Consider the following 23,921-nt stretch of genomic DNA (forward strand, 5'->3'; position numbering starts at 1 on the left):
GCAAATCTAAAACTTATAGCGTTTCCAAATAGCGTTGCGCATCCAATGCAGCCATGCATCCAGTGCCTGCACTAGTGATAGCTTGACGGTAAATGTGATCCTGCACGTCACCTGCAGCAAAAACACCTGGAATATTTGTCGCTGTCGCATTGCCGACTAGACCGGTTTTGGTCTTGAGGTAGCCGTTTTCCATATCTAGCTGACCTACAAATAGATCTGTATTAGGTTTATGTCCAATGGCGACAAAAACACCTTTTAGGGTGATGTCTTTTTTCTGACCATCGGCATTAGCGATTCGAACGCCTGTTACCCCTGAGTTATCACCTAATACTTCATCTAAATGGCTATTCCATTCAATGACCACTTTACCTTCTGCTACTTTTGCCATTAAACGGTCAATCAAAATAGGTTCAGCACGGAATTTATCTCGACGATGAATCACCGTTACTTTATTCGCGATTCCGGCTAAGTAAAGAGCCTCTTCAACGGCAGTATTACCTCCGCCAATCACGCAAACGTCTTGGTTGCGGTAGAAGAAGCCGTCGCATGTAGCGCAGGCAGATACACCTTTACCCATGAACGCTTCCTCACTTGGTAAGCCTAAGTATTGCGCTGAAGCACCTGTGGAGATGATGAGTGAGTCGCAGGTGTAGGTGCCTGAGTCACCAACCAGGCGAATCGGTTTTTCCGTCAAAGCTGCTGTATGAATGTGGTCAAAAACAATTTCTGTCTTAAAACGCTCAGCGTGCTCCAAAAAGCGCTGCATTAATTCAGGGCCTTGGACGCCATTCGGGTCTGCAGGCCAGTTTTCGACTTCAGTCGTAGTCATCAATTGACCACCCTGAGCAATACCTGTAATTAAAACGGGATCCAAGTTAGCACGAGCTGCGTAAACGGCAGCTGTATAGCCCGCAGGGCCTGAACCTAGGATCAAAACTTTGGCATGTTTAATATTTTTTGTAGTCATATTGCAATTATAAGAGTTTCGTTGTTTCATGTTGATTACAATTGGAAACACATGGCTAGAATCGCATCCTCCTCCACTCCACCCCCTCAAGAGGGTTCCTCACAATCGCGCATGAGCAAATTGGTGCGCGAAGTTAAGTGGATTGCATTTATGACGCTAACTTTGGCGTTATTTGCCGTTCTAGCAAGCTACAGTAAGGGTGATCCAGCTTGGTCCCATGCAAATCAGGTGTCAAATATCGCCAATATTGGCGGTCGTTTGGGTGCTTGGGTAGCTGACATGCTCTTTTATGTCTTTGGTGCCTCTGCTTACTGGTGGGTTATCTTGCTTTTAAAAAGGGCTATTCGAGGCTGGCAAGAGTTAACTGCCGCCAAATTGCCCGGTAACGAGCTTGAGCCAGAGCCTTTATTGCCCCGTATTCTAGGTTTTGGCTTGACGATGCTTTCCAGTATGGCGCTGGAGTCCATCAGAATGCACAGTATGACCATGGACCTTCCAAGGCCTCCAGGGGGAGTTTTGGGGGAGTTGCTAGGCGACCCTTTGCAAATGGCAATTGGTTTCACTGGCGCTACTCTGATTCTGTTGGTTGCCCTTGCTATTGGCATGTCTCTATTTTTGAGATTTTCTTGGTTAACTCTTGCTGAGCAGGTGGGCCGATTTTTAGAGGTTTCATGGATGCGTCTACGCCAGCGTCGCGAATCTGAAGAGGATCGCCGTATTGGTGAGCAGGCAGCTGAGGAGCGAGAAGAAATTGTTGAGGAAGAACGCGTCAAAATTGAAGAGCTTCCTCCAGTACCTATTTATCGAGCACCGTTAACGGTAGTTAAGAGTGAACGAGTGGAACGCGAAAAGCAACAGCCATTGTTTTCAGATTTAGCAGACTCAGAGTTGCCACCGCTATCTTTGTTGGATCCTGTGCCACCTCTAAAAGAAACCATCTCAGCAGATACTCTAGAGTTCACTTCTCGTTTGATTGAGAGAAAGCTAAAAGAGTTCAACATTGAAGTCAAAGTGGTTTCCGCGCACCCAGGCCCAGTGATTACTCGATATGAGATTGAGCCTGCTGTTGGTGTGAAGGGTAGTCAGATTGTTAATCTTCAAAAAGATTTATCAAGAGCTCTAGGTGTTATGAGTGTGCGTGTGGTTGAAACAATCCCAGGCAAAACATGCATGGGATTGGAGTTACCTAACCCTAATCGTCAAGCGGTACACCTCACGGAAATTCTGAGTTCTCGCACCTATAACGACAGCTCATCTTTATTAACAATGTCTTTGGGTAAAGATATTGCCGGTCTTCCAGTGGTGGCTGATTTGGCAAAAATGCCACATTGCTTGGTGGCTGGTACAACCGGCTCAGGTAAATCTGTCGGTATCAACTCCATGATCTTGTCTTTGCTTTTTAAGGCTAAAGCGGACGAAGTCAAACTCATCATGGTTGATCCGAAGATGTTGGAGATGTCGGTTTATGAAGGCATTCCTCATTTGTTGTGTCCAGTAGTTACAGACATGAAGCAAGCTTATAACGCTCTAAATTGGGCGGTGATTGAGATGGACCGTCGTTATAAGCTAATGAGCAAGTTTGGGGTTCGTAATTTAGCTGGCTTTAACAAGAAGATTGCTGATGCTGAAGAAAAGGGTGAGTATCTCTATAACCCATTCAGTTTGACGCCGGATGATCCTGAACCGCTTCATAAAGCACCCGTGATCGTGATCGTGATTGATGAGTTGGCTGATTTGATGATGGTGGTGGGTAAGAAGATTGAAGAGCTCATTGCACGTATCGCACAAAAAGCACGTGCTGCTGGTATTCACTTGGTCTTGGCAACTCAGCGTCCAAGCGTGGACGTTATTACAGGTTTGATCAAGGCCAACGTGCCAACACGTATCTCATTCCAAGTCAGCAGTCGAATTGATAGCCGTACCATTTTGGACCAGCAAGGTGCTGAGAGCTTATTAGGTATGGGTGATATGTTGTATATGGCCCCTGGTACTGGATTACCAATTCGTGTGCATGGCGCCTTTGTTACCGATGATGAGGTGCATCGCGTTGTGACTTGGCTTAAAGAGAAAAATGGCGAACCGAATTACATTGAATCAATTCTAGAGCCTCAGGCTGAGATGGATGGTGGTAGCGGTGAAGCCTCTGCTAGTGGAGAGGCGGACCCACTTTATGATCAGGCTGTCGCGATTATTCTTGAAAACAAACGAGCGTCTATTTCATTGGTTCAAAGGCATCTGCGCATTGGGTATAACCGAGCCGCACGCTTACTTGAAGATATGGAGCGCGCTGGTCTAGTTTCTAAAATGGGTAGTAATGGCAATCGTGAGATTCTGGTTCGAGCGGCAGGCGATAACTAATGTCTTTTTTAGCAAAAAAAACTATTTCTAAATGGTGTGCTGCTAGTGGCTTAGCTCTGATGGTGGGTTTTTCGCAGCATGCATATAGCCAAGCTGCTGATGCTGTTACTCAGTTCAAAAGTTTTTTGGTAAATGTTAAAAATGCTGAAGGTGACTTTTCACAACAGCAAATTCGACCTGCTAGACAGGGTGAAGCGCAACCTAAAGTATTAAGAAAAAGCCAAGGTCATTTTGTTTTTCAAAGACCTGGTCAATTTGTTTGGGAAACTAAAAAACCATTTGAGCAAAAAGTAATTGCTGACGGCAAACAACTGCTTTTATGGGATAAAGATCTGAATCAGTTAACCAGTCGACCAGCAGGCCAAGGTCTCGCCGCAAGTCCTGCAGCGATTCTCTTTGGGAATACTTCTGTGGATGAGCATTTTGATCTTGTTGCTGGTGAGGATAAGGGTGGTATTCAGTGGTTGGAGTTAAAGCCCAAAGCTTCACAACCTAAAAAAGATATTCCTTATAGTCGTATTGGGGTTGGCATGAAAGATGGTCTTCCAGTGGGGCTTGAATTACATGACAATTTTGGAACAATTGTTTTAATCAATTTGAGTAAAATCAAAACGAATATAACGCTGGATGCCCAAACCTTTAAATTTTCTGCGCCAACGGGCGCAGAAGTTTTTAAGGTGAAGTGAGTGGCTGATCGGCCAAATAAAAATAAATTAGAAATATATTGAGAAATTCATGATTGATATTCAGCTTTTACGCAAAGACATTGATGTGGTGGTGAGCCGTTTGGCTGACCGTAAATTTTCTTTAGATAAGACCACGTTTTTATCTTTAGAGTCTGAGCGTAAGCAAGTTCAAAGTCGCACTGAAGAGCTCCAAGCAAAAAGAAACCAATTGGCTAAAGCCATTGGTATGAAAAAAGCCAAAGGAGAAGATGCCTCAGAAGAGATGGCAGAATCCGTCGCTGTTAATCAAGAATTACAAACTTTGACAGAAAAGTTAACTGTTCTGCAGTCCCAGCTTAATGATTTCTTGATGAATATCCCTAATATTCCGCATGAGAGCGTACCAACAGGTCAGAACGAAAATCAAAACCAGGAAGTTCTTAAGTGGGGTGAGATTCCTCAATTTAATTTCCCGATTAAAGATCATGTGGACTTAGCGGCTCCTTTGGGCTTGGATTTTGATAGCGCTGTTAAGGTAACAGGGTCACGTTTTGCAGTCTTACACGGGCAAATTGCACGCTTGCACAGAGCTTTGGGTCAATTCATGTTGGATAACCATATTGCAGTTGGTTATAACGAGGTTTATGTGCCGTTGATTGTTAATGCAGACTCCATGAGGGGAACGGGTCAATTGCCTAAATTCGAAGCTGACTTATTTAAGGTGCCTCGTAAGGTGGGTGGCGATGATCAGGATGCTGATATTGAAGCGAGTTATGAAAACTTCTACTTGATTCCTACGGCTGAAGTGCCTGTGACGAATTTGATGCGCGATACGATTACCGTTGCTGAAGATTTGCCTAGAAAGTTTGTGGCTCACACACCTTGTTTTAGGTCTGAGGCAGGTAGTTATGGTCGAGATACTCGCGGCATGATTCGTCAACATCAGTTTGAAAAGGTTGAGTTGGTTCAAATCACGAAGCCAGAAGAGTCTATGCACGCTTTGGAAGAGTTAACCAATCAAGCGGAATCAATTTTACAAAAATTAGAACTGCCATACAGAAAAGTGCTTTTATGTACTGGTGATATGGGATTTGGTAGCACCAAGACATACGATCTCGAGGTTTGGTTGCCTGCGCAAAACACGTATCGTGAAATTAGCTCATGCTCCAATATGGGTGATTTCCAGGCAAGAAGAATGCAAGCGCGCTTTAAGGTGGGGCAAGGTAAACCTGAGTTGGTGCACACCCTCAATGGTTCAGGTTTAGCTGTTGGCAGAACCGGCGTCGCCATTTTAGAAAACTACCAGCAAGCGGATGGCAGCATTAGAATTCCTAAAGCACTTCAGCCTTACATGGGCGGCCTTGAGTTTTTAAAAGCCTAATTTATAAGGTTTCCAATAAATTTATAGTTGGTGCATTTAGTGATTTAAATGGTGCATAACCTCTTAAATCATCATGGGGCATAGGTAAAACCCTAAAGAACGTTATAAGTGTTAGCTTCTAGAGCGATTATGTGATTTAATATCGATATTACAAGGCTTATAAGTAATTTTAATAGTTATCTTGTAAAGTTTGTATATACTCCCAGTTCCAATGTTGAAAGGTAAATAATGAATAAAGCTGAATTAGTTGAAAAAATTGCAAAAGATGCTGACATCTCTAAAGCTTCTGCTGAAAGAGTTTTGAACACATCAATCGAGACAATCATTAAAGCTGTTACTAAAGGTGACAAAGTTCAATTGATCGGTTTCGGTACATTCGGTTCAGGTAAGCGTGCTGCTCGTGTTGGCCGTAACCCAAAGACTGGCGAAGCTATCAAGATTGCTGCTGCTAAGACTGTTAAGTTCACAGCTGGTAAAGCATTCAAAGACGCTGTAAACAAGCGCAAGTAATTCCCTCTTCAATGAGAATAAAAAAGGCTGCCTTGGCAGCCTTTTTTATTCTCTTAAGGTCGTATCTTTGATGATTTTTACTTTAATATTTTTCTGATGAAGTTACCTGTTCTTTTCTTTGGCCATGGCAACCCTATGTATGCTATTCAGCCAAATCCTTATACCCCGCGCTGGAAGTTGCTGGGAGAGCAATTATCTCGACCAAAAGCCATCTTAATGATTTCAGCTCATTGGGTAACTAAGGGTGTCAAAGTGACCGCAATGGAGAGCCCCCCAACCATTCACGATTTTGGAGGGTTTCCACAGGCTTTGTTTGATCAGCAGTATTTGTCTCCTGGAAGCTCTAATTTAGCTGGCTTAATTAAAGAGTTATTGGCGCCCAAAGAAGTGATGCTGGACAAGCAAGAGTGGGGGTTGGATCATGGCACTTGGACTGTGCTCAAGCATTTATATCCTGATGCAGATATCCCTGTTGTACAAATGAGCTTGGATGCTACTCTTAGCTCATTTGAGCATTATGCGTTAGCTAAAAAGCTCGCTCCACTTAGGGAGCAGGGCGTTTTAATTATTGGTAGCGGTAATGTAGTTCATAACCTTAGAACGGCTGATTTTAGTTCTCGCTCAATTCACCCTTGGGCAGAGCGATTTAATGAGTTCTTTAAGAAGAATCTTTTGTCGGGAAATCATGATCTTTTGATTGATCCATTTACAAATCAAGAACAAGACGACGCAAATCTATCCATTCCGACGCTGGAGCATTACTGGCCTGTACTCTACGTTTTAGCTCTGCAGGAGCTTGATGAGCGTGTCGAGATATTTACGGATGGCATCGATTTAGCTTCAATCAGTATGCTATCTTTTAAAGTAGGTTGATTGAGGCTCTCAGTTTAAATAAATCGATCGGCTAGTGCTTCAAGACCAACCTCACTGAGAAGCTTTGCTTTTCTATCCGCAGCTTTCTTCCCGGGTAGGTTTTTCAGGGTAGCAATGATTAGTTCATTTTTCATGGAGTGCTCCCAGCCTACTAACTCGGTGACGGTGACATCGTAGCCATGTGACTCTAGCTGTAAGCACCTTAAAACATTGGTGATGTGGCTACCGAATTCTCGAGTGTGGATGGGGTGTCGCCAAATTTCAGATAGTTCATTTTTAAGGGCGCTACTTTTATTTTTTCTTAAAGTAGCAGCGACCTCGGCTTGGCAACAGGGCACAAGAATAATATGTTTTGCCTTCTTGGTTAAAGCAAAGCGAATGGCATCATCGGTTGCCGTATTGCAAGCATGAAGTGCCGTAACAACATCAACTTGATCTGGAATCAAATTAGAGTTTAAGGATTCTTCAACGCTGAGATGTAAGAATTGCATATTGCCAAACTGAAGTTTGGCAGCTAATTCTTGAGATCTTTTTACCAACTCTTCACGAACTTCAATACCAATGATGCTGCTAGGTTTGGATTGAAGTTTGCAATATAGATCATTCAGAATAAATCCTAAATAAGACTTGCCTGCACCATGATCTACGAGTGTTAAATGATCTTTTCTATCTAAAACCTCTTGAAGTAGGGGTTCGATAAATTGGACCAAGTGGTAAACCTGCTTTAGTTTTCTACGGGTATCTTGATTGAGCTTCCCATCTCTGGTGAGGATGTGAAGCTCTTTCAGCAATTCAAGAGACTGAGTGGGTCTAATCTCATGTTTTTGCTCTGTAGCTTCTTTTTTTATCGCTTTGGTTGTCATGAACTCTATTTTGCCTGATAGAACAGGGAATAAGGACTGAAGCCCAAGCCCTTATCCCCGATTAATCGTGAATTAATGCCTATTTGGGCTGTCTAAACTAAACTATAGGGCTATTTGATTGAAAAGCCTATGAATTACAGCAACGATATCGTCCGAGAAGTCGCAAGACGTAGAACCTTCGGGATTATTTCCCACCCTGACGCCGGAAAAACAACCTTAACTGAGAAGTTATTGATGTTCTCGGGCGCTATCCAATTGGCTGGTACCGTTAAAGCACGTAAAAGCGGACGGCATGCCACGTCTGACTGGATGGAAATTGAAAAACAACGTGGTATTTCTGTTGCTAGTTCCGTGATGCAGTTTGAGTACCGTGACCATGTCGTTAATTTATTGGATACCCCAGGTCACCAAGACTTTTCTGAAGACACCTATCGCGTATTGACAGCCGTAGACTCGGCCTTGATGGTGATTGATGCTGCTAAGGGTGTTGAGGAACAAACACTCAAGTTATTAAATGTCTGCCGGATGCGTAATACGCCCATCATTACATTTGTTAATAAGATGGATCGCGAGACAAGAGATCCGATGGAGTTATTGGATGAGCTCGAGTCTGTTCTGAAGATTGAGTGTGCTCCAGTGACATGGCCAATCGGCATGGGTAAAAATTTCCGTGGTGTTTATCACCTAATTAACGATGAGATTCTTTTATTTGCAGCGGGTAGTGATCGTGCAGACCAAGAGTTTGAGTTAATCAAAGGTATTGATAACCCGAAGCTTGCAGAGATGTTTCCCGATGAGATGGCACAGTTAAAAATGGAGGTGGAGTTGGTGCAGGGCGCCTCACACCCATTCGCTTTGGATCGTTTCTTATCCGGTCAGCAAACGCCGGTATTTTTTGGCTCAGCAATTAATAACTTTGGTGTTAGAGAAATTCTAAATGCTCTTCTAGACTGGGCCCCGGGTCCACGTGAACGTGATGCAACGGTACGCTCTGTCGATCCACGTGAAGATAAATTTTCGGGTTTTGTTTTTAAGATCCAAGCTAACATGGATCCTGCTCATCGTGACCGTATTGCCTTTTTGAGAGTATGTTCTGGCAAGTTCGAGCGCGGCATGAAGATCAATCATTTGCGTATCAAGCGTGATGTCAAAGTATCCAATGTGGTGACATTCATGGCATCTTCCCGAGAGCAAGTAGAAGAGGCTTACGCTGGGGACATCATTGGCTTACCCAACCATGGCAATATGCAAATCGGCGATAGCTTTTCAGAAGGTGAGTTATTGCAGTACACCGGTATTCCTTATTTCGCCCCTGATTTCTTTAGGGTGGCTAGGATTCGTAATCCGATGAAGATTAAACAGCTGCAAAAAGGTCTTCAGCAATTGGGTGAAGAGGGTGCCGTTCAAGTATTTAGACCTGTAAATGGAAGTGACTTAATTCTAGGCGCCGTAGGTGCTTTGCAATTTGAGGTCGTAGCAAGTCGATTGATGAATGAATACGGTGTGGATGCTGTCTTTGAGACAGCAAGCATCAATTGCGCCCGATGGGTAACCTGTGACGATAAAAAAATGATGTCAGATTTCGAGAATTCCTCTGCGGGTCACCAGTTAGCTTTAGATGCTGCAGATAATTTGGCTTACTTGGCTAACTCAGCAGTTAATTTGAGAGTCACCCAAGAGCGTTGGCCTCAAATTGTTTTCCATGAAACGCGAGAGCACGCTAGCAAGCTTAGCTAACAGCCTACTATGAAAACTTCTCCCAATTCTGATTTGCCAATTGTTGTGATTGGGGCTGGCTTAGCTGGCCTGACGGTCGCCTTGGAGTTAGCAGAAACTCGCCAAGTGATCATCATGGCTAAGCGTGGTCTTTCTGAGTCAGCAACAGCTTGGGCTCAGGGTGGAATTGTGGGAGTGCTTGATGAAAAAGATAGCGTTGACGCCCACGTACGCGACACAATTGATGCGGGTGCTGGGTTAGTTGTGGAAGCAACCGCTAGATACATAGCTGAAAGAAGTGCCTCGGCAATTGATTGGTTAGTTGAGCAGGGTGTTCCTTTTACAACTGATCCTGCTGGCCCAAAAGGTCTTCATCTCACTAGAGAGGGTGGTCATAGCCATCGTCGTATTGCTCATGCAGCTGATGCTACCGGTAAGGCCATTCATCAAGTGTTGTTGGATAAAGCTAAATTGCATCCAAATATTAAGCTTCTTGAACGCTGGATGGCATTAGATCTCATTACAAATCGGCATTTAAAAACAAAGAGAAGATCTTCCGGTGAACACTGTTATGGCGTCTACGCTTTAGATATTGCTAGTGGCAAAATTGATACGATTCGTGCCTCTGCCGTCGTTTTAGCGACAGGTGGTGTTGGTAAAGTTTACCGCTATACAAGTAACCCTGAGACTGCAACTGGTGATGGGATTGCAATGGCTTGGCGTGCAGGTTGCCGTGTCGGCAATATGGAGTTTATTCAATTTCATCCTACTTGCCTCTACCACCCCCAAGATAGAACTTTTTTGGTGACTGAAGCTTTGCGTGGCGAAGGTGCTCAACTCAAGTTACCAGATGGCACAAGGTTCATGATGGCGCACGATGATCGTGCCGAATTGGCTCCTCGTGACATCGTTGCTCGCGCAATCGATTTTGAAATGAAAAAACATGGATTGGACTATGTTCTTTTGGATGCGACTCACTTGGGTGAGCCATTTTTAAAAGAGCACTTCCCGACTATTTATGCTCGCTGTGCCGCTTTAGGTATTGATATTGCTAAAGAAGCAATACCGGTTGTTCCTGCCGCTCATTACACGTGTGGTGGCGTGGTGACAGACTTGGATGGTAAGACTGATTTACCTGGTTTGTACGCTGTTGGTGAGGCCACTTACACGGGTTTGCATGGCGCTAATCGCTTGGCTTCTAATTCTTTGTTGGAATGTGTGGTGATTGGTAAATCAGCGGCAGCTGATATTGAAAAGGATCATTTCTCGGATATGCCAGAAGTGTTGCCTTGGGATGAAAGTCGTGTGGAAGATGCTGACGAAAGCGTTGTGATTTCTCATAACTGGGATGAGCTGCGCTTATTAATGTGGAACTATGTCGGTATTGTGAGAACCAATCGCCGCTTAGAGAGAGCGTTGCATCGCATTGAGTTGTTGCAAAGCGAAGTTCAGGAGTATTACGCTAACTTTCGAGTGACGCGAGATTTGTTGGAGTTACGTAATTTATTAAGTTGTGCGGAATTAATCGTTCGATCAGCACTGATGCGTAAAGAGAGTCGTGGTCTTCATTACAGTCGAGATTATCCTCAGAGTTGGTCAGTGGCCTACCCCACTATCTTGACGCCACTCAATCGTAACTAGTTTAAAAAATAAAATCAGCTAGCTGTTCGAGACTCGTAACGAATAATCAACAGCAATGATATCTTTGGTTAATTTACCAATGGAGATGCGATCTACTCCTGTGGCGGCAATAGATCTCAGTTGATCCAAGCTAACGCCGCCCGAAGCCTCTAAAAGAGCTCTCCCTGCAGTGATCTTCACAGCTTCTTTCATTTGTTCCAATGTGAAGTTGTCGATCAGGATATTTTGGGCTCCCGCCTCCAAAGCCTCTTGAAGCTCTTCAATTGTTTCAACCTCGATTTGGATGGCGACTCCTGATTGGAGGTCTGTAGCAGCCTTTAAAGCGGCTTTAATGCCACCTGCCGCAGCAATGTGATTCTCTTTGATCAGAATGCCATGCCAAAGAGCTAAACGTTGGTTTTGACCGCCCCCAACAGTAACAGCATATTTTTGGGCCTGACGAAGCCCAGGAATCGTTTTTCTAGTATCAAGTACTGCGCAGCCTTTGGGGTTTGGGCTCGCTCCCTCAATAGCTTTGACATGTTCACGGGTAATCGTGGCCGTCCAAGAGAGTGACTGTAGAAAATTAAGTGCAGGACGTTCGGCCGATAGAAGGGCTCTTGGGTAAGCTGTTATTTCGCAAACAGTTGAGTTAGCTGTCATCTCATCACCTTCTGCGTAGTGCCATTGAATCGAAGCCTGTGGATCTAAGGCAAAGAGACATCCTTCAAACCAATCTTTTCCACAAAGAACGGCGACTTGTCTGACAGTTAATTTGGCTTGAACTGGATGGTCGTTGGGAACGAGCATGGCGGTCCAGTCACCGGTGCCTATATCTTCATATAAGGCATCTTTAATATTGCGCTCACGCGCTTGCTCGATGGATTCGTTGTGATCAAACATAAATTTATGAGTTGTCTACTTAAGCAGCGCCGATATTTTTAACAAAGCCATGTTGTGCTTTGGCTAATAGCTCTGGATTATTTACTGTGAAATCTAACATTTTCTCGATGCAAATCTTTGCTTTCAGGCGAACATCTTCATTGATGATGATTTCACCTGATTGTTCTGTTAAACAATTCAAGATGCCTTGAAGACCATTCATGGCCATCCAAGGGCAGTGAGCGCAACTTTTACAGGTGGCACTATTGCCAGCGGTTGGTGCTTCAATGAGTGTTTTGCCAGGAGCTAATTGGCGCATGCGATGCAAGATGCCTTTGTCAGTGGCAACGATATATTCTTGCGCTGTCCCTTCAACCACTGCTTTGATCATGGCCGATGTAGAGCCCACGACATCAGCTAGGTCAACCACATGTGAGGGTGATTCTGGATGAACCAAAATCATGGCATTGGGATGCTTTGCTTTAAGGGTCTCTAATTCAATCGCTTTAAATTCATCATGAACAATGCAGTGACCTTCCCAGAGCAACATATCTGCACCGGTTTGATCCTGAATGTAGCGACCTAGATGACGATCGGGTGCCCAAAGAATTTTTTTACCTTGTTCTTTTAAGTGATGAACAATAGCTAAAGCACATGAGCTCGTGACCATCCAATCAGCTCGTGCTTTAACAGCAGCGCTGGTGTTGGCATAGACCACCACTTCGCGATCGGGGTGGGCATCGCAGAACTTAGTGAAGTCATCAGCAGGGCAACCTAAATCCAACGAGCAGGTCGCATCCAAATCGGGCATCAAGACTGTTTTTTCAGGACTTAAAATTTTGGCGCTTTCCCCCATGAACTTAACGCCAGCCACAATTAATTTTTGAGCAGGGTGATTCTTTCCAAATCTGGCCATCTCTAATGAGTCGGCAACAAAGCCACCGGTTTCCCAGGCAAGGTCTTGGATATCACCATCAACATAGTAGTGGGCAACTAAAACCGCATTTTGTCGAACTAACTCGCTCTTAATTGCTTGAATTATTTGATTTTTTTGATCTTTATGGAGTGTTGGAGGAACTTTTGCCCAAGCTTGAGCAATGCAAGTAGTGCCTGTTGCGTCTTGCAATGGGTAGTCAAATAATTCTGTAGTCATAGACAGATATTAAGGCAATTTTTAGCCTCAGCCTTAATTCTATGAACATTAAAGCGGATTTTTTAAGGCTGATTAGAGTCTATCAGGGTAGAATTCCCACCCGGAGGAAAGTTTATGCAAAGAATTATGTTGCGCGCGAAATTGCACCGTGTCACGGTGACAGAGGCTGATCTAGAGTATGAAGGTTCATGTGGTATCGATGAGGATCTATTAGATGCTGCGGATATGCGTGAGTTTGAAAAAATCGAGCTTTACAACATCAATAATGGTGAGCGCTTTTCTACCTACATCATTAAAGCAGCTAGAGGCTCTGGAGCCATCTCACTGAATGGAGCGGCGGCTCGTAAAGCCCATGTGGGTGATTTGCTCATTATTTGTACTTATGGAGGCATGAGTGAGGCGGATGCCAAGACTTTTATTCCTAAAGTTATCTTGGTGAATGAGAAAAATCAAATTAAAGAAATCAAAAAAATTACACTCTGATGGATGAGTTGTTCCATCAGTCATTAAAAAAGCAGCCTAGGCTGCTTTTTTAATGACTGATTGCTTAACTATTCGTTAAAACGGTAATTTGGCTTCAGGCTTAATGGCTAAAAATGCTTGCTTGAATTCATTCTGAATGCGTTGAATGGCCTCTTCAGAATCTGCCTCAAAACGCATCACAACAATCGGTGTTGTATTGGATGGTCTAGCCAAGCCAAATCCATCGGCATACTCAACGCGAACGCCATCGATGGTGTTAACAGATTCAGCACTCGGAAATTGAGCGCCGGCTTTGATTTTATCTAGTAAGGTAAAAGCTTCACCTTCAGCGCAAGGCATCTGTAACTCAGGTGTACAGATAGCATTGGGAAGGTTATTGAGCGTGGCATTAGGATCTTTCTCTGAGCTAAGGATCTCTAATAACCTGGCACCTGTATATAAGCCATCATCAAATCCATACCAGCGGTCTTTAAAGAAAATATGACCGCTCATTTCACCGGCAAGCGGGGCGCCTGTTTCTTTTAATTTAGCTTTAACCAACGAGTGACCCGTTTTCCACATGAGGGGCTCACCACCTGATTCTTTAATAGAGGTCGCTAAGTTACGTGTGCATTTCACATCGTAAATAATTTGAGCGCCTGGATGTCTTGATAGAACATCTTTGGCAAACAACATCATTTGACGATCCGGGAAAATGACTTGACCATCTTTGGTGACGACACCTAATCGGTCAGCGTCACCGTCAAATGCTAAACCCAATTCATTATCGGTTGTTTGTAGATTCTTAATGAGGTCTTGTAAATTTTCGATATGTGCTGGATCTGGATGATGATTCGGGAATGTGCCATCGACTTCGCAGAACAGTTCTTCTACTTCGCAACCAAGCTCTCTAAATAATCGACCAGCAAAGGCACCGCCAACACCGTTGCCGCAATCCACTGCAATTTTCATCTTACGTTTTAATTTAACGTCGCCGATGATTCTTTGAAGGTACTCTGGGAAGATGTTGTATTCCGTTCTAACACCAGTACCTGTAGCAAATTGCTTTTGAACGATGCGTTCACGCAAAGCTTGGATTTGTTCCCCATAAATAGCAGCGCCACCTAAAACCATTTTGAAGCCGTTATAGTCTGGAGGGTTGTGGCTGCCAGTAATCATGATGCCTGATTTAGCCTGCTGACTATTAATCAAAATGTTGGTGCCAAAGTAAACCATTGGGGTAGCTACAACACCTAAATCAATGACATCAACGCCAACCGACAGAAGGCCTTCTGTGAGGCCTTGCATGAGTGTGGGGCCCGACAAGCGACCGTCACGTCCAACAACGCATACTTTCTCGCCAAGGTCGCGAATGGCGCTGCCAAACGATTGCCCGATTAATCGTGCAATCGATGGATCCAATGTTTTATCAATGACACCACGAATGTCATAAGCTTTAAAAATTGATGCTGATAGTTCCATGGAAAGACGCCGTTTGAGTAAGTGGAGATGAGTAGATTGAATCGATTAAGTATTCAACCACTTGATTCGAGAGGCTGTGATGCTATCGATGCCATCGAGAGTAGGGTTATCGCCTTTTAGAGCTGACTGAATTGGTTTAGCCAATTTTTTACCTAGCTCAACACCGGGCTGATCAAAGCTATTGAGATTCCAGATTGCGCCTAAGCAAAGCGCACGATGCTCATATAGAGCGAGTAGAGCGCCCAAGTGATAAGCATCCAATCGATCAACCCAGATTAAGTTGCTAGGACGGCCGCCAGGGCATGAGTCATAAGCAAACTCTTCTTTAGAGCCATTTGCTAAAGCCTGAGCCTGAGCTAAACAATTCGCAATTAAGGATTGGTGATGTTCTTTGGCTTCAGGGAGATCGCTCATCGGTTCTTTGATGGCAATAAAGTCCACTGGAATAATTTGATTGCCTTGGTGCAGCATTTGGAAATAACTGTGCTGAGAGTTGCTGCCTGCACTACCAAAAACAACTGGTGAAGTGGGGTCGCAACTCGAGCCATCATTCGTCACACTCTTGCCGTGGCTTTCCATCTCAAGCTGTTGCAACCATTCAGGCAAAAATCTCAAGGCATGCGCATAAGGAACGATTGCCTTGGCTGTAATCTGATGTTTTTGTTGATTATGTATAAGCGTCAAAGCAAGGATCAATGGCATATTCTCAGCCGCTGGTGCGCTGACGAAATGCTGATCCATGGCATGAGCGCCTGATAAAAATTCTTTGAATGTTTTAAAGCCATACTTAATGGCGATCGGGAAGCCTACTGCTGACCAAACTGAAAAGCGGCCACCCACCCAATCCCAAAATGGATAGATGTTCTCTGGCGCAATACCAAACTCTTCTGCAGCAGTTGGATTGGCGGTAACACCGATTAAACATTTCTTAACTTGCGAGGCGCTCACTTGGTTGGCTTTTAGCCAATTGATGACTGTTTGCGCGTTTCTGATAGTTTCTAAGGTTGTAAAAGTCTTAGAAGTGATGATCACTCGTGTACTGCGTGGTTGAGCTTTTGATAAGGCTGTTGCTAGTTCGGCGCTATCCACGTTTGCTACAAAATGCAGGCGAATGGCTTTGCCATCTTGTGGGTTGATTTGATGAAGGGCGTCACATACCAAGCGCGGACCCCAGTCGGAGCCGCCGATACCCAAACAAATCACATCCGTGATGCCAATCAGTTGATTGCAAAATCCTTCAATACGTTGCCATACGCCTTTGACGAGAGGCATGACATCGACGCCATCAACCAACATGGCGTCACCCGATACATTTCTCAATGCGGGATGCAGGGCCGCTCGATTCTCGGATTGATTGATATTTTTACCGGCAAAGAGGCTGTCACGTTTTTGAAAGGCGCCTTTTGTAATAGCCATCTCAATCAACTGACTCATTTCTTGGTCAGAGATGTTTTGATAAGCCGTATCTAAGGTGAGGCCTACAGCGCTAATTAATTTCGACATTTATAGATTTTAACAAGGTCAAAGGGTCAAAAAGTGAAAAAAATCGACAGACGGGCAAAGATGACTCTATAATTGCGGCTGTTTTGGAAGCTTGGCAGAGTGGTTGAATGCAGCAGTCTTGAAAACTGCCGAGGATGCGAGTCCTCCGTGAGTTCGAATCTCACAGCTTCCGCCAAAATATAAAACCTCCCAGCAGCAATGCTTGGGAGGTTTTTTTATGCTCAAAATTGAGTAAAAGGAGCCAAAATAGTTGGCTGGATAAGACTTATTTTAAAAACAGCATTTGCAAGTCATTGAGATACTGAAGTCCCAAAGCAGAGGGTTTAATAAATCTTGGATCTTCATCTAAAAGCCCTTTTTTGAGAGCTTGTTCCAGCATGCTGTTGATGGCAGCAATTTCTAGCCCCGTTCTTTCTTTGAATTCATAACTTGGAACGCCATCCGTGAGCCTTAAGACATTGAGCATGTACTCGAATGGCAAATCATCTTTGTCTAGCAGTCTCTCTTCAATGAGGGCATGACCTTGCTTGAAGATCTTGTCCATGTAAGCGTCTGGGTGACGTTCATTCGTTTGTCTGGCAATCTGATTGTGAGCAGAGATCTTGCCATGGGCTCCTGCGCCAATACCAATGTAATCTCCAAACTGCCAATAATTTAAATTGTGTTGGCAACGATGTCCCGCTTTGGCATACGCTGACACTTCGTAGCGACCATAGCCTGCCAAGGCTAACTCTGCCATTAGGGCATCAAGCATTTCAAAAGCGCTGTCATCATCTGGAAGAACCGGGGGGTATTTCGCAAACAATGTATTAGGTTCTAAAGTGAGATGGTAAAGCGATATATGGGCTGGATTAAAGCTAATGGCTTGGCGAATATCGGCCAATGCCGTATCGATTGTTTGTCCGGGGAGGGCGTACATTAAATCCAGATTAACTTGATCAAATAACTCTAATGCTGAAGTGATGGCTTGTTGTGCCTGAGCGCCATCGTGAATACGACCAAGTGCTTTGAGTTTTTCATCGTTAAAACTTTGAATGCCTAGTGAAATCCGGTTAATGCCACTCTTGGAAAAACTCTTAAATTTTTCAATTTCAAAGGTGCCTGGATTAGCTTCCATGGTGATTTCAGCATCGGCATTCACAGGGAGCAGTGCTCGAATATCCGAGAGCAATTGATCGAGCCCTTGTTCAGATAGGAGGCTTGGTGTGCCGCCCCCAATAAAGATCGTGTGGATGCGACGCCCCCACACTTTGGGGAGTACGCTTTGTAAATCGATCTTGAGAGCTTCTAAATAGCGTGACTCATCAAAGCCTTGTTTTTTAACGAGCTCGCCACCCACGTCCTTAATTTGATGCGAGTTGAAGTCGCAATAGGGGCACTTCTTGATGCACCATGGAATGTGGACATAGAGAGATAGGGGTGGCAAAGAAGTTAGTAAGCTCGGCATGACTACTTAAAAATTAACTTAACTTTTTAGGCAATTGAGCCAGCAATTTTTGAAGTGCTTGGCCTCGATGGCTTATTTGATTCTTTTCTTCAGCGCTCATTTCCGCAGCTGTTTTTTTCAGTTCAGGCACCCAGAAAAGGGGGTCGTAACCGAACCCTGATGAACCTTTTGGCGTTTCTAGAATTTCACCCTGCCAATGACCTAATGCAATGAGAGGCTCCGGATCGATTTCAGAATTTAAAAAAACCAGTGTGCAAGTAAAGTGCGCTTGACGACGGGTGCATCCCAAAAGTTGTTGCACCAACAGAGCATTGTTGTCAGCATCGCTGGGATCTCTCTTTTGATCGCTCAAGGCAAACCTGGCTGATAAAACCCCTGGATGCCCTCCTAAGGCGTCAACGCAGATCCCAGAGTCATCTGCTAGAGCGGGTAAGCCACTCAGCTTGCTGGCATGCCTTGCTTTGGCGATAGCATTTTCGATAAACGTTGGGAAAGGCTCTTCGCACGAAGGAATACCCAAAACCCCTTGAGGAATCACTTCAATACCAAGCGGCGTAAAAAGAGCATTGAACTCTTTCACTTTCCCAGCATTATTCGAGGCTAAAACTATTTTTCTTTGCGACATTATTTTTGAGCTAAAGCAGATTTCTGTAACGTGACTAATTCTTGGATGCCTTTTTCAGCCAAACCTAATAGAGCATCTAGTTCAGCTCTAGAAAAAGCATCACCTTCGGCCGTGCCTTGAATTTCAATCATGCCACCCTTGCCAGTCATGACCACATTCATATCGGTATCGCATGAGGAATCCTCTGCGTAATCCAGATCTAGAACAGGTGTACCTTGGTAGATGCCTACTGAAATAGCTGCCACATGATCTTTGATAGGGTCGGCTGCAATCAGCTTTTTCTCTAGTAATTGATTAACCGCATCTCTTGCTGCCACAAATGCCCCTGTAATGGCTGCAGTTCGTGTGCCACCATCCGCTTGAAGAACATCGCAATCCAGGTGGAGGGTTCTTTCGCCCAAAAGCTTCAGGTCAAAAACACTTCTCATAGAGCGCCCAATTAGGCGCTGGATCTCTTGGGTTCTTCCGCTTTGCTTGCCTTTAGCCGCTTCTCTATCGCTGCGGGTATGGGTGGCTCTTGGCAGCATGCCGTATTCGGCTGTTACCCAGCCTTCCCCGCTGCCCTTCTTGTGAGGGGGTACTTTTTCAAGGATAGAGGCCGTGCAAAGCACGTGGGTATCACCAAACTGAATCAGCACAGAGCCTTCTGCGTGCTTGGTAAAACCTCGAATCATCTTGATTGGGCGTAAATTTTCAGGGCTGCGATTACTAGGGCGTTTGGATATTGTCATGATAGGACTTTACAATGGATGAATGATAGAAAGTATGACCGGTTTTGGTAGTGCCTCCAGACAATTAGATCTGGGTGGCGGTGTCTATGCAACTGTAGCGGTGGAATGCCGCTCTGTGAATAGTCGTTTCCTAGATTTGAACATACGTTCGCCCGAAGAGTGCAGATCCTCTGAAATGGGGATTAGAGAGCTAGTGACAAAACAGCTTTCTAGGGGAAAGGTTGAGTTTCGAATCAATATCTTGCGTGAGGCATCTGCAGCGCAAGCACCCACAGACTTGCTCAATCCAGGTGCTCTGATTGGTTTAAAAGCCCTTGAGGCTGCTGTCTTAAAAGAGATGCCCAATGCTGGAAGTCTCAAGATGGGTGAAATTCTGCGTTGGCCTGGCATTCTCAATGAATCCAAGGCTAACGAGGAGTTGTGGCGTCATGCCACGGTGGAAGCAGCGAATGAAGCTGTCAAAGCTCTTAAGCTGAGTCGTCAGGAAGAAGGCTCAGCTTTGCGTGGCGTTCTTATGGAGCGCGTGAATGGCATCAGAGCCATTGTTGCCAAGATGGAGCCCTTGATTCCAACGATTGTTGCAGCTCATCAAGCCAAGTTATCGGAGCGCTTAACTGAGATATTGACCGGTATTGATGCACAAGGTAATGCCAACTCTAAAACCGATATTTCTGACAGAATTAGGCAGGAAGTGGTTCTTTATGGTGTTCGTATTGATGTGGCCGAGGAGTTAAGTCGCTTAAAGACCCATTTGGATGTTGTTGAGGCAGCTCTTATGAAGGGCGGCCCTGTTGGTAAGCGATTGGATTTCTTAATGCAAGAACTCAATCGTGAAGCTAATACCTTAGGTTCAAAGTCGGTATCTCAAGAAAGTAGTGATGCTTCAATTGAGATGAAGTTGTTAATAGAGCAAATGCGTGAACAAGTGCAAAACCTCGAGTAAACAAGTTAGTTTCAGGAGAGCGTTATGGGTTACACAGGCAGTATGTTGATGTTGGTTGCACCATCAGGTGCAGGCAAATCTTCTTTGGTTAAAGCGCTCCTAGAGAAAGATTCAGCGATTCAACTATCGATTTCTTGCACCACACGCTCACCTCGTCCTGGTGAAGAAAATGGTCGTGAGTACCACTTTCTAACCAAGGAAGACTTTCTAAAAAGAAAAGAAGCAGGGGATTTTTTAGAGTGGGCTGAGGTTCACGGCAACTACTACGGTACATCCAAATCTTGGATTGAAGCGCAAATGCAAAGTGGTAAAGATGTTCTTTTGGAAATTGATTGGCAGGGCGCCCGCCAAATCCAGAAAATGATTTCTGACACTATTTGGATATTCATCTTGCCGCCATCGATTCAAGCCTTAGAAGAGCGCTTGCGTAAAAGAGGTCAAGATGATGAGAAGACCATATTAGCCAGAGTTTCTGCGGCTAAAGATGAATTGAGTCATGCTCGTGAAGCGGATTACTTGGTGGTGAATGATTTATTTGAATCCGCTTTATTTGAACTGCGTCAAATCATCTCCACGAGTCGTTTGCGAGCCAGTTCTCAGTTATCCAAACACCACCAATTAGCTACTGAGTTGGGCCTTCAATAAGTCGTTCTCTGAGGCTTAAACACCTGATTTAATTATTGGCATAAAACGAACTTTCGGTGACTTTTTCACAAGTGCGTTATCCTTTGGGTATTCCTAGTACTTTTTGAGTTAAATATATGGCACGTATCACTGTAGAAGATTGCTTAAAAACAATTCCTAATCGATTTGAATTGGTCTTGGCTGCGACTTATCGCGCTCGCCAATTGGCTCAAGGACACGCTCCACGAGTTAACGCCAAAGATAAGCCAACAGTAACGGCTTTGCGTGAAGTTGCTGCTGGCGTTACAGATCGAGATATGTTGGTTAAAGTACCTCTCTAAGAGGTGATACACGGTGGCTACCAATCCTGATGCACAAGGCATCTTAGCCGCCATCCTAGAGCAGTCTAGCCGGCATTTATTTGGACCCACGTCCCAGCCGGCTAAGCCTCCCAAACCGCAAGTCATTTCGCTTGCGGGACTTACTGAAAAAATTACCCACCTCAAGCCTGAAGAAATAGCTTTAGTTCGTAAAGCTTTTCAATATGCTGATTCAGCCCATTTGGGTCAGTATCGCCAGAGTGGTGAGCCTTACATTACCCACCCCTTAGCCGTTGCTGAGTTATGCGCCAGTTGGCGTTTGGATGCCTCTTCCATCATGGCCGCGCTGTTACACGATGTGATTGAAGATACCGGCAGTACCCGTGAGGAGTTGGTGGAAGTCTTTGGCAGCAAAGTAGCGGAACTGGTGGAGGGTTTAACGAAGTTAGATAAGCTAGAGTTCCAAAGCCATGCTGAGGCTCAAGCCGAGAGCTTTAGAAAAATGTTCATGGCGATGGCTCGCGATGTTCGAGTCATTTTGGTGAAGTTAGCTGACCGCTTGCACAACATGAGAACTCTGGACGCGATGGCTTTGGCTAAGCGGAAGAGAGTTGCCTTAGAAACTTCTGAAATTTACGCCCCGATTGCCCATCGCCTAGGTCTTAATCAAGTTTATCGAGAGCTCCAAGACTTAAGCTTTATGAACTGGGCGCCGTTTCGTTATGCCACTTTGAATAATGCGATTAAAAAGGCCCGTGGTAACCGTAAAGAAATGGTGGCGAAAATCTTGGATGCCGCCAGAATGGCTTTAAGTAAATCTGGTTTGGAATCGGATTTACGTGGGCGCGAAAAAACGCTTTACAGTATTTATATGAAGATGCGTCAGAAGCACTTGAGCTTTTCTCAAGTGTTAGACGTTTATGCCTTTAGGGTAACTCTCAACACGGTGGACGAGTGCTACCGAGCGCTTGGCGTTTTACATGCCTTGTATAAGCCGATGCCCGGGAAGTTCAAAGACTATATTGCGATTCCTAAGTTGAATGGCTATCAGTCTCTTCATACGACTTTAGTAGGCCCCTTTGGTATGCCAGTAGAGTTCCAGATTCGTACCCAAGATATGCACGAAGTGGCGGAGGAAGGTGTTGCTGCACACTGGGCCTACAAAGAAGGTGATGACGATTTAACAGAAATGCAAACCAGAGCTCATCAATGGTTGCAGTCGTTAATTGATATACAAAATAAGAGCGGCGACTCTCAAGAGTTCTTGGAACATGTCAAAATTGATTTGTTCCCGGATGCTGTTTACGTCTTTACACCTAAGGGTCAAATCCGAGCTTTGCCAAGAGGCGCAACAGTTTTAGACTTTGCCTATGCAGTTCATAGTGACTTGGGTAATGAGTGTGTGGGCGCTAAGGTGAATGGTGTTCAGCTACCGCTTAGAACAGAATTGAAGAATGGCGATATTGTTGAAATTACTTCTGTGCCTAATTCTCAACCAAATCCTGTCTGGCTCACTTTTGTTAAAACAGGTAAAGCCAGGGCAGCTATTCGCCACTTCTTAAAAACCCGCCGTTACTCGGAAGCGATTCAGTTGGGTGAGCGTTTGTTATCTCAGGCTCTCAGACAGCAAGGCAGTGATGCCGCTTTGGTAACGGATGAGGTTTGGGAAAAGCTTTTGCATTGGACCGGTTCAAAAGGTCGTGAAGAGTTGTGTGCCGATATGGCCATGGGGCATCGCGTCCCAGCTGTGATTGCGAAGCGTATTGAGATGATTGTTTATGAAAATAAAGGTCATTCTTCACAAATGCGTTTGGATACCCCGGATTGGGATCCTGCTGATGAGTCGACTATTCACCATCGTCAAGCCATTATGATTGATGGAGCGGGTGGTCAATCAGTGACTTTCCCTGCCTGTTGTCACGCTATCCCTGGCGACACTATCTTGGGTTACCTTGGCAAAGGAGAGGGCTTGCAAATTCATACCGATGTTTGCCGTCAAGCTTTGCGTTTGCAGCACCGTGATCCAGAGCATTGGATTGATGTGGTGTGGTCGGATGACATTAAGCGTAGCTTTGATGTGGCCATTCGTGTCGATGTTAAAAATGGTAAAGGTGTTTTAGCAAAGATTGCCGGCACGCTAACCTCGGCTGATGCCAATATTGCTCACGTTGCTATGGAAGATCGTTTCACTGAGGTGGGTGCTGTTTCCATTCACTTTGTTATTCAGGTTGATAGCCGATACCATCTCGCTAAGGTCATGAGGCGCTTAAGGCAGAATGCGGATATCTTAAGAATTACAAGAGTTTTTGGTAAGTAACCCGCAAAATATCAACCGCTTTCATACCCGTTGGAGTTGCCAGTTTCACGGTATCACCTTCCCTAGCTTTGATAAGTGCTTTAGCAATCGGTGAGATCCAGCTCACATGGCCTTTATCCATGTCGACCTCATCTACACCCACAATGGCAACGGTTGTTTCTGTGCCATCTTCATCGGCAAAGGTGACTGTGGCACCAAAAAATACCTGATCTGTTTGTTCGCGAGTCTCTGGGTCAACTACAACGGCATCTTCTAAGCGCTTGGTTAAGAAGTAAATTCTCCGGTCAATTTCCCGTAGGCGCTTCTTACCATACTGATAATCAGCATTTTCAGAGCGGTCGCCGTTGGAGGCTGCCCATGTGACTGTTTTAACAATCGTCGGGCGTTCGGTGTCCAAAAGATGCAAAAGTTCATCTTTAATACGTTGGTGACCGGCAGGAGTTATGTAGTTTTTAATTTCCATGGCATAATATTGGTCT

General features: G+C 44.7%; 21 protein-coding genes, 1 tRNA gene and 1 pseudogene. 13 read left to right on the forward strand and 10 right to left on the reverse strand.

Going from position 1 to position 23,921, the window contains the following annotated elements:
* Nucleotides 1-13 precede the first annotated feature (13 nt).
* The gene (trxB, locus tag ICN28_RS08205; RefSeq protein WP_216287744.1) at nucleotides 14-967 is read right to left on the reverse strand and encodes a thioredoxin-disulfide reductase; all 954 of its coding nucleotides are present in this window, start codon (nucleotides 965-967) and stop codon (nucleotides 14-16) included.
* Between the two features lie 51 nt (nucleotides 968-1,018).
* Between trxB and ICN28_RS08210 the strand changes: the two genes are divergently transcribed.
* From ICN28_RS08210 to ygiD, 5 genes are all read left to right on the forward strand, one after another.
* On the forward strand, nucleotides 1,019-3,325 hold the full coding sequence (locus tag ICN28_RS08210; protein ID WP_216287746.1) for a DNA translocase FtsK: 2,307 nt from the start codon (nucleotides 1,019-1,021) through the stop codon (nucleotides 3,323-3,325).
* Nucleotides 3,325-4,011 (forward strand): outer membrane lipoprotein carrier protein LolA, encoded by a 687-nt coding sequence (locus ICN28_RS08215; RefSeq protein ID WP_216862395.1) that lies wholly within the window; start codon nucleotides 3,325-3,327, stop codon nucleotides 4,009-4,011. The genes ICN28_RS08210 and ICN28_RS08215 overlap by 1 nt, the downstream gene beginning before the upstream one ends.
* Nucleotides 4,012-4,060: 49 nt before the next feature.
* Nucleotides 4,061-5,371, forward strand: a complete 1,311-nt coding sequence (gene serS / locus ICN28_RS08220) for a serine--tRNA ligase (protein ID WP_216287750.1) — start codon at nucleotides 4,061-4,063, stop codon at nucleotides 5,369-5,371.
* Between the two features lie 228 nt (nucleotides 5,372-5,599).
* Nucleotides 5,600-5,881: an HU family DNA-binding protein gene (locus tag ICN28_RS08225; RefSeq protein ID WP_216287751.1), complete on the forward strand. Its 282-nt coding sequence runs from the start codon at nucleotides 5,600-5,602 to the stop codon at nucleotides 5,879-5,881.
* A gap of 96 nt (nucleotides 5,882-5,977) precedes the next feature.
* Nucleotides 5,978-6,754: a 4,5-DOPA dioxygenase extradiol gene (ygiD, locus tag ICN28_RS08230; protein WP_216862396.1), complete on the forward strand. Its 777-nt coding sequence runs from the start codon at nucleotides 5,978-5,980 to the stop codon at nucleotides 6,752-6,754.
* A gap of 14 nt (nucleotides 6,755-6,768) precedes the next feature.
* On the opposite strand, the gene ICN28_RS08235 is transcribed toward ygiD, so the two are convergent.
* Nucleotides 6,769-7,617 (reverse strand): SAM-dependent methyltransferase, encoded by an 849-nt coding sequence (locus ICN28_RS08235; protein ID WP_216287752.1) that lies wholly within the window; start codon nucleotides 7,615-7,617, stop codon nucleotides 6,769-6,771.
* 129 nt (nucleotides 7,618-7,746) lie between these two features.
* Between ICN28_RS08235 and ICN28_RS08240 the strand changes: the two genes are divergently transcribed.
* Together ICN28_RS08240 and nadB are read left to right on the forward strand one after the other, a co-directional pair.
* Nucleotides 7,747-9,354 (forward strand): peptide chain release factor 3, encoded by a 1,608-nt coding sequence (locus ICN28_RS08240; RefSeq protein ID WP_216287754.1) that lies wholly within the window; start codon nucleotides 7,747-7,749, stop codon nucleotides 9,352-9,354.
* 9 nt (nucleotides 9,355-9,363) lie between these two features.
* Nucleotides 9,364-10,974, forward strand: a complete 1,611-nt coding sequence (gene nadB, locus ICN28_RS08245) for an L-aspartate oxidase (protein WP_216287756.1) — start codon at nucleotides 9,364-9,366, stop codon at nucleotides 10,972-10,974.
* Between the two features lie 18 nt (nucleotides 10,975-10,992).
* Here the strand turns inward: nadB and nadC are convergent, their stop codons facing one another.
* Together nadC and nadA are read right to left on the reverse strand one after the other, a co-directional pair.
* Nucleotides 10,993-11,856 carry a carboxylating nicotinate-nucleotide diphosphorylase gene (nadC, locus tag ICN28_RS08250; RefSeq protein WP_216287759.1) on the reverse strand — a complete coding sequence of 288 codons (864 nt, stop codon included), beginning with the start codon at nucleotides 11,854-11,856 and terminating at the stop codon, nucleotides 10,993-10,995.
* A 19-nt stretch (nucleotides 11,857-11,875) separates the two neighbouring features.
* The gene (nadA, locus tag ICN28_RS08255; protein ID WP_216287761.1) at nucleotides 11,876-12,988 is read right to left on the reverse strand and encodes a quinolinate synthase NadA; all 1,113 of its coding nucleotides are present in this window, start codon (nucleotides 12,986-12,988) and stop codon (nucleotides 11,876-11,878) included.
* Nucleotides 12,989-13,102: 114 nt separating this feature from the next.
* On the opposite strand from nadA, the gene panD reads away from it, so the two are divergent.
* Nucleotides 13,103-13,471: an aspartate 1-decarboxylase gene (panD, locus tag ICN28_RS08260; protein WP_216287766.1), complete on the forward strand. Its 369-nt coding sequence runs from the start codon at nucleotides 13,103-13,105 to the stop codon at nucleotides 13,469-13,471.
* A gap of 75 nt (nucleotides 13,472-13,546) precedes the next feature.
* On the opposite strand, the gene ICN28_RS08265 is transcribed toward panD, so the two are convergent.
* Entirely contained in the window at nucleotides 13,547-14,932 is a 1,386-nt protein-coding gene (locus ICN28_RS08265) for a phosphomannomutase/phosphoglucomutase (protein ID WP_216287768.1), read from the reverse strand.
* 45 nt (nucleotides 14,933-14,977) lie between these two features.
* Nucleotides 14,978-16,435 (reverse strand): glucose-6-phosphate isomerase, encoded by a 1,458-nt coding sequence (pgi, locus tag ICN28_RS08270; protein WP_216287770.1) that lies wholly within the window; start codon nucleotides 16,433-16,435, stop codon nucleotides 14,978-14,980.
* An 85-nt stretch (nucleotides 16,436-16,520) separates the two neighbouring features.
* Between pgi and ICN28_RS08275 the strand changes: the two genes are divergently transcribed.
* Nucleotides 16,521-16,610 (forward strand) — tRNA-Ser (locus ICN28_RS08275).
* Between the two features lie 90 nt (nucleotides 16,611-16,700).
* Here the strand turns inward: ICN28_RS08275 and hemW are convergent.
* From hemW to rph, 3 genes are read right to left on the reverse strand one after another with little or no spacing between them, the layout of a single operon-like run.
* Nucleotides 16,701-17,882, reverse strand: a complete 1,182-nt coding sequence (gene hemW / locus ICN28_RS08280) for a radical SAM family heme chaperone HemW (RefSeq protein ID WP_216287772.1) — start codon at nucleotides 17,880-17,882, stop codon at nucleotides 16,701-16,703.
* A gap of 13 nt (nucleotides 17,883-17,895) precedes the next feature.
* The gene (gene rdgB / locus ICN28_RS08285; RefSeq protein WP_216287774.1) at nucleotides 17,896-18,507 is read right to left on the reverse strand and encodes an RdgB/HAM1 family non-canonical purine NTP pyrophosphatase; all 612 of its coding nucleotides are present in this window, start codon (nucleotides 18,505-18,507) and stop codon (nucleotides 17,896-17,898) included.
* On the reverse strand, nucleotides 18,507-19,238 hold the full coding sequence (gene rph / locus ICN28_RS08290) for a ribonuclease PH (protein ID WP_216287775.1): 732 nt from the start codon (nucleotides 19,236-19,238) through the stop codon (nucleotides 18,507-18,509). The genes rdgB and rph overlap by 1 nt, the downstream gene beginning before the upstream one ends.
* 22 nt (nucleotides 19,239-19,260) lie before the next feature.
* On the opposite strand from rph, the gene ICN28_RS08295 reads away from it, so the two are divergent.
* The 4 genes from ICN28_RS08295 (at nucleotide 19,261) to ICN28_RS08310 (ending at nucleotide 23,442) form a co-directional block, all read left to right on the forward strand.
* The gene (locus tag ICN28_RS08295) at nucleotides 19,261-20,181 is read left to right on the forward strand and encodes a YicC/YloC family endoribonuclease (RefSeq protein WP_216287776.1); all 921 of its coding nucleotides are present in this window, start codon (nucleotides 19,261-19,263) and stop codon (nucleotides 20,179-20,181) included.
* 24 nt (nucleotides 20,182-20,205) lie between these two features.
* Nucleotides 20,206-20,826, forward strand: coding sequence for a guanylate kinase (gene gmk, locus ICN28_RS08300; protein WP_216287777.1), 621 nt, complete (start codon nucleotides 20,206-20,208; stop codon nucleotides 20,824-20,826).
* A 116-nt stretch (nucleotides 20,827-20,942) separates the two neighbouring features.
* Nucleotides 20,943-21,146, forward strand: coding sequence for a DNA-directed RNA polymerase subunit omega (gene rpoZ, locus ICN28_RS08305; RefSeq protein WP_215286832.1), 204 nt, complete (start codon nucleotides 20,943-20,945; stop codon nucleotides 21,144-21,146).
* 13 nt (nucleotides 21,147-21,159) lie between these two features.
* Complete coding sequence (locus ICN28_RS08310; RefSeq protein WP_216287778.1) at nucleotides 21,160-23,442, forward strand: RelA/SpoT family protein; 2,283 nt, start codon at nucleotides 21,160-21,162, stop codon at nucleotides 23,440-23,442.
* On the opposite strand, the pseudogene greB reads toward ICN28_RS08310, so the two are convergent.
* A pseudogene (gene greB, locus ICN28_RS08315) lies at nucleotides 23,420-23,896 on the reverse strand (transcription elongation factor GreB); the annotation flags it as partial. The gene ICN28_RS08310 and the pseudogene greB sit on opposite strands and share 23 nt — an antisense overlap.
* Between the last annotated feature and the right edge of the window lie 25 nt (nucleotides 23,897-23,921).

The sequence above is a fragment of the Polynucleobacter sp. 30F-ANTBAC genome, assembly GCF_018882385.1.
Lineage (GTDB): Bacteria > Pseudomonadota > Gammaproteobacteria > Burkholderiales > Burkholderiaceae > Polynucleobacter.

Coding starts and splice junctions, on each gene's coding strand:
- trxB (WP_216287744.1), bottom strand. CDS start 967: ATGACTACAAAAAATATTAAACATGCCAAAGTTTTGATCCTAGGTTCA.
- ICN28_RS08210 (WP_216287746.1), top strand. CDS start 1,019: ATGGCTAGAATCGCATCCTCCTCCACTCCACCCCCTCAAGAGGGTTCC.
- ICN28_RS08215 (WP_216862395.1), top strand. CDS start 3,325: ATGTCTTTTTTAGCAAAAAAAACTATTTCTAAATGGTGTGCTGCTAGT.
- serS (WP_216287750.1), top strand. CDS start 4,061: ATGATTGATATTCAGCTTTTACGCAAAGACATTGATGTGGTGGTGAGC.
- ICN28_RS08225 (WP_216287751.1), top strand. CDS start 5,600: ATGAATAAAGCTGAATTAGTTGAAAAAATTGCAAAAGATGCTGACATC.
- ygiD (WP_216862396.1), top strand. CDS start 5,978: ATGAAGTTACCTGTTCTTTTCTTTGGCCATGGCAACCCTATGTATGCT.
- ICN28_RS08235 (WP_216287752.1), bottom strand. CDS start 7,617: ATGACAACCAAAGCGATAAAAAAAGAAGCTACAGAGCAAAAACATGAG.
- ICN28_RS08240 (WP_216287754.1), top strand. CDS start 7,747: ATGAATTACAGCAACGATATCGTCCGAGAAGTCGCAAGACGTAGAACC.
- nadB (WP_216287756.1), top strand. CDS start 9,364: ATGAAAACTTCTCCCAATTCTGATTTGCCAATTGTTGTGATTGGGGCT.
- nadC (WP_216287759.1), bottom strand. CDS start 11,856: ATGTTTGATCACAACGAATCCATCGAGCAAGCGCGTGAGCGCAATATT.
- nadA (WP_216287761.1), bottom strand. CDS start 12,988: ATGACTACAGAATTATTTGACTACCCATTGCAAGACGCAACAGGCACT.
- panD (WP_216287766.1), top strand. CDS start 13,103: ATGCAAAGAATTATGTTGCGCGCGAAATTGCACCGTGTCACGGTGACA.
- ICN28_RS08265 (WP_216287768.1), bottom strand. CDS start 14,932: ATGGAACTATCAGCATCAATTTTTAAAGCTTATGACATTCGTGGTGTC.
- pgi (WP_216287770.1), bottom strand. CDS start 16,435: ATGTCGAAATTAATTAGCGCTGTAGGCCTCACCTTAGATACGGCTTAT.
- hemW (WP_216287772.1), bottom strand. CDS start 17,882: ATGCCGAGCTTACTAACTTCTTTGCCACCCCTATCTCTCTATGTCCAC.
- rdgB (WP_216287774.1), bottom strand. CDS start 18,507: ATGTCGCAAAGAAAAATAGTTTTAGCCTCGAATAATGCTGGGAAAGTG.
- rph (WP_216287775.1), bottom strand. CDS start 19,238: ATGACAATATCCAAACGCCCTAGTAATCGCAGCCCTGAAAATTTACGC.
- ICN28_RS08295 (WP_216287776.1), top strand. CDS start 19,261: ATGATAGAAAGTATGACCGGTTTTGGTAGTGCCTCCAGACAATTAGAT.
- gmk (WP_216287777.1), top strand. CDS start 20,206: ATGGGTTACACAGGCAGTATGTTGATGTTGGTTGCACCATCAGGTGCA.
- rpoZ (WP_215286832.1), top strand. CDS start 20,943: ATGGCACGTATCACTGTAGAAGATTGCTTAAAAACAATTCCTAATCGA.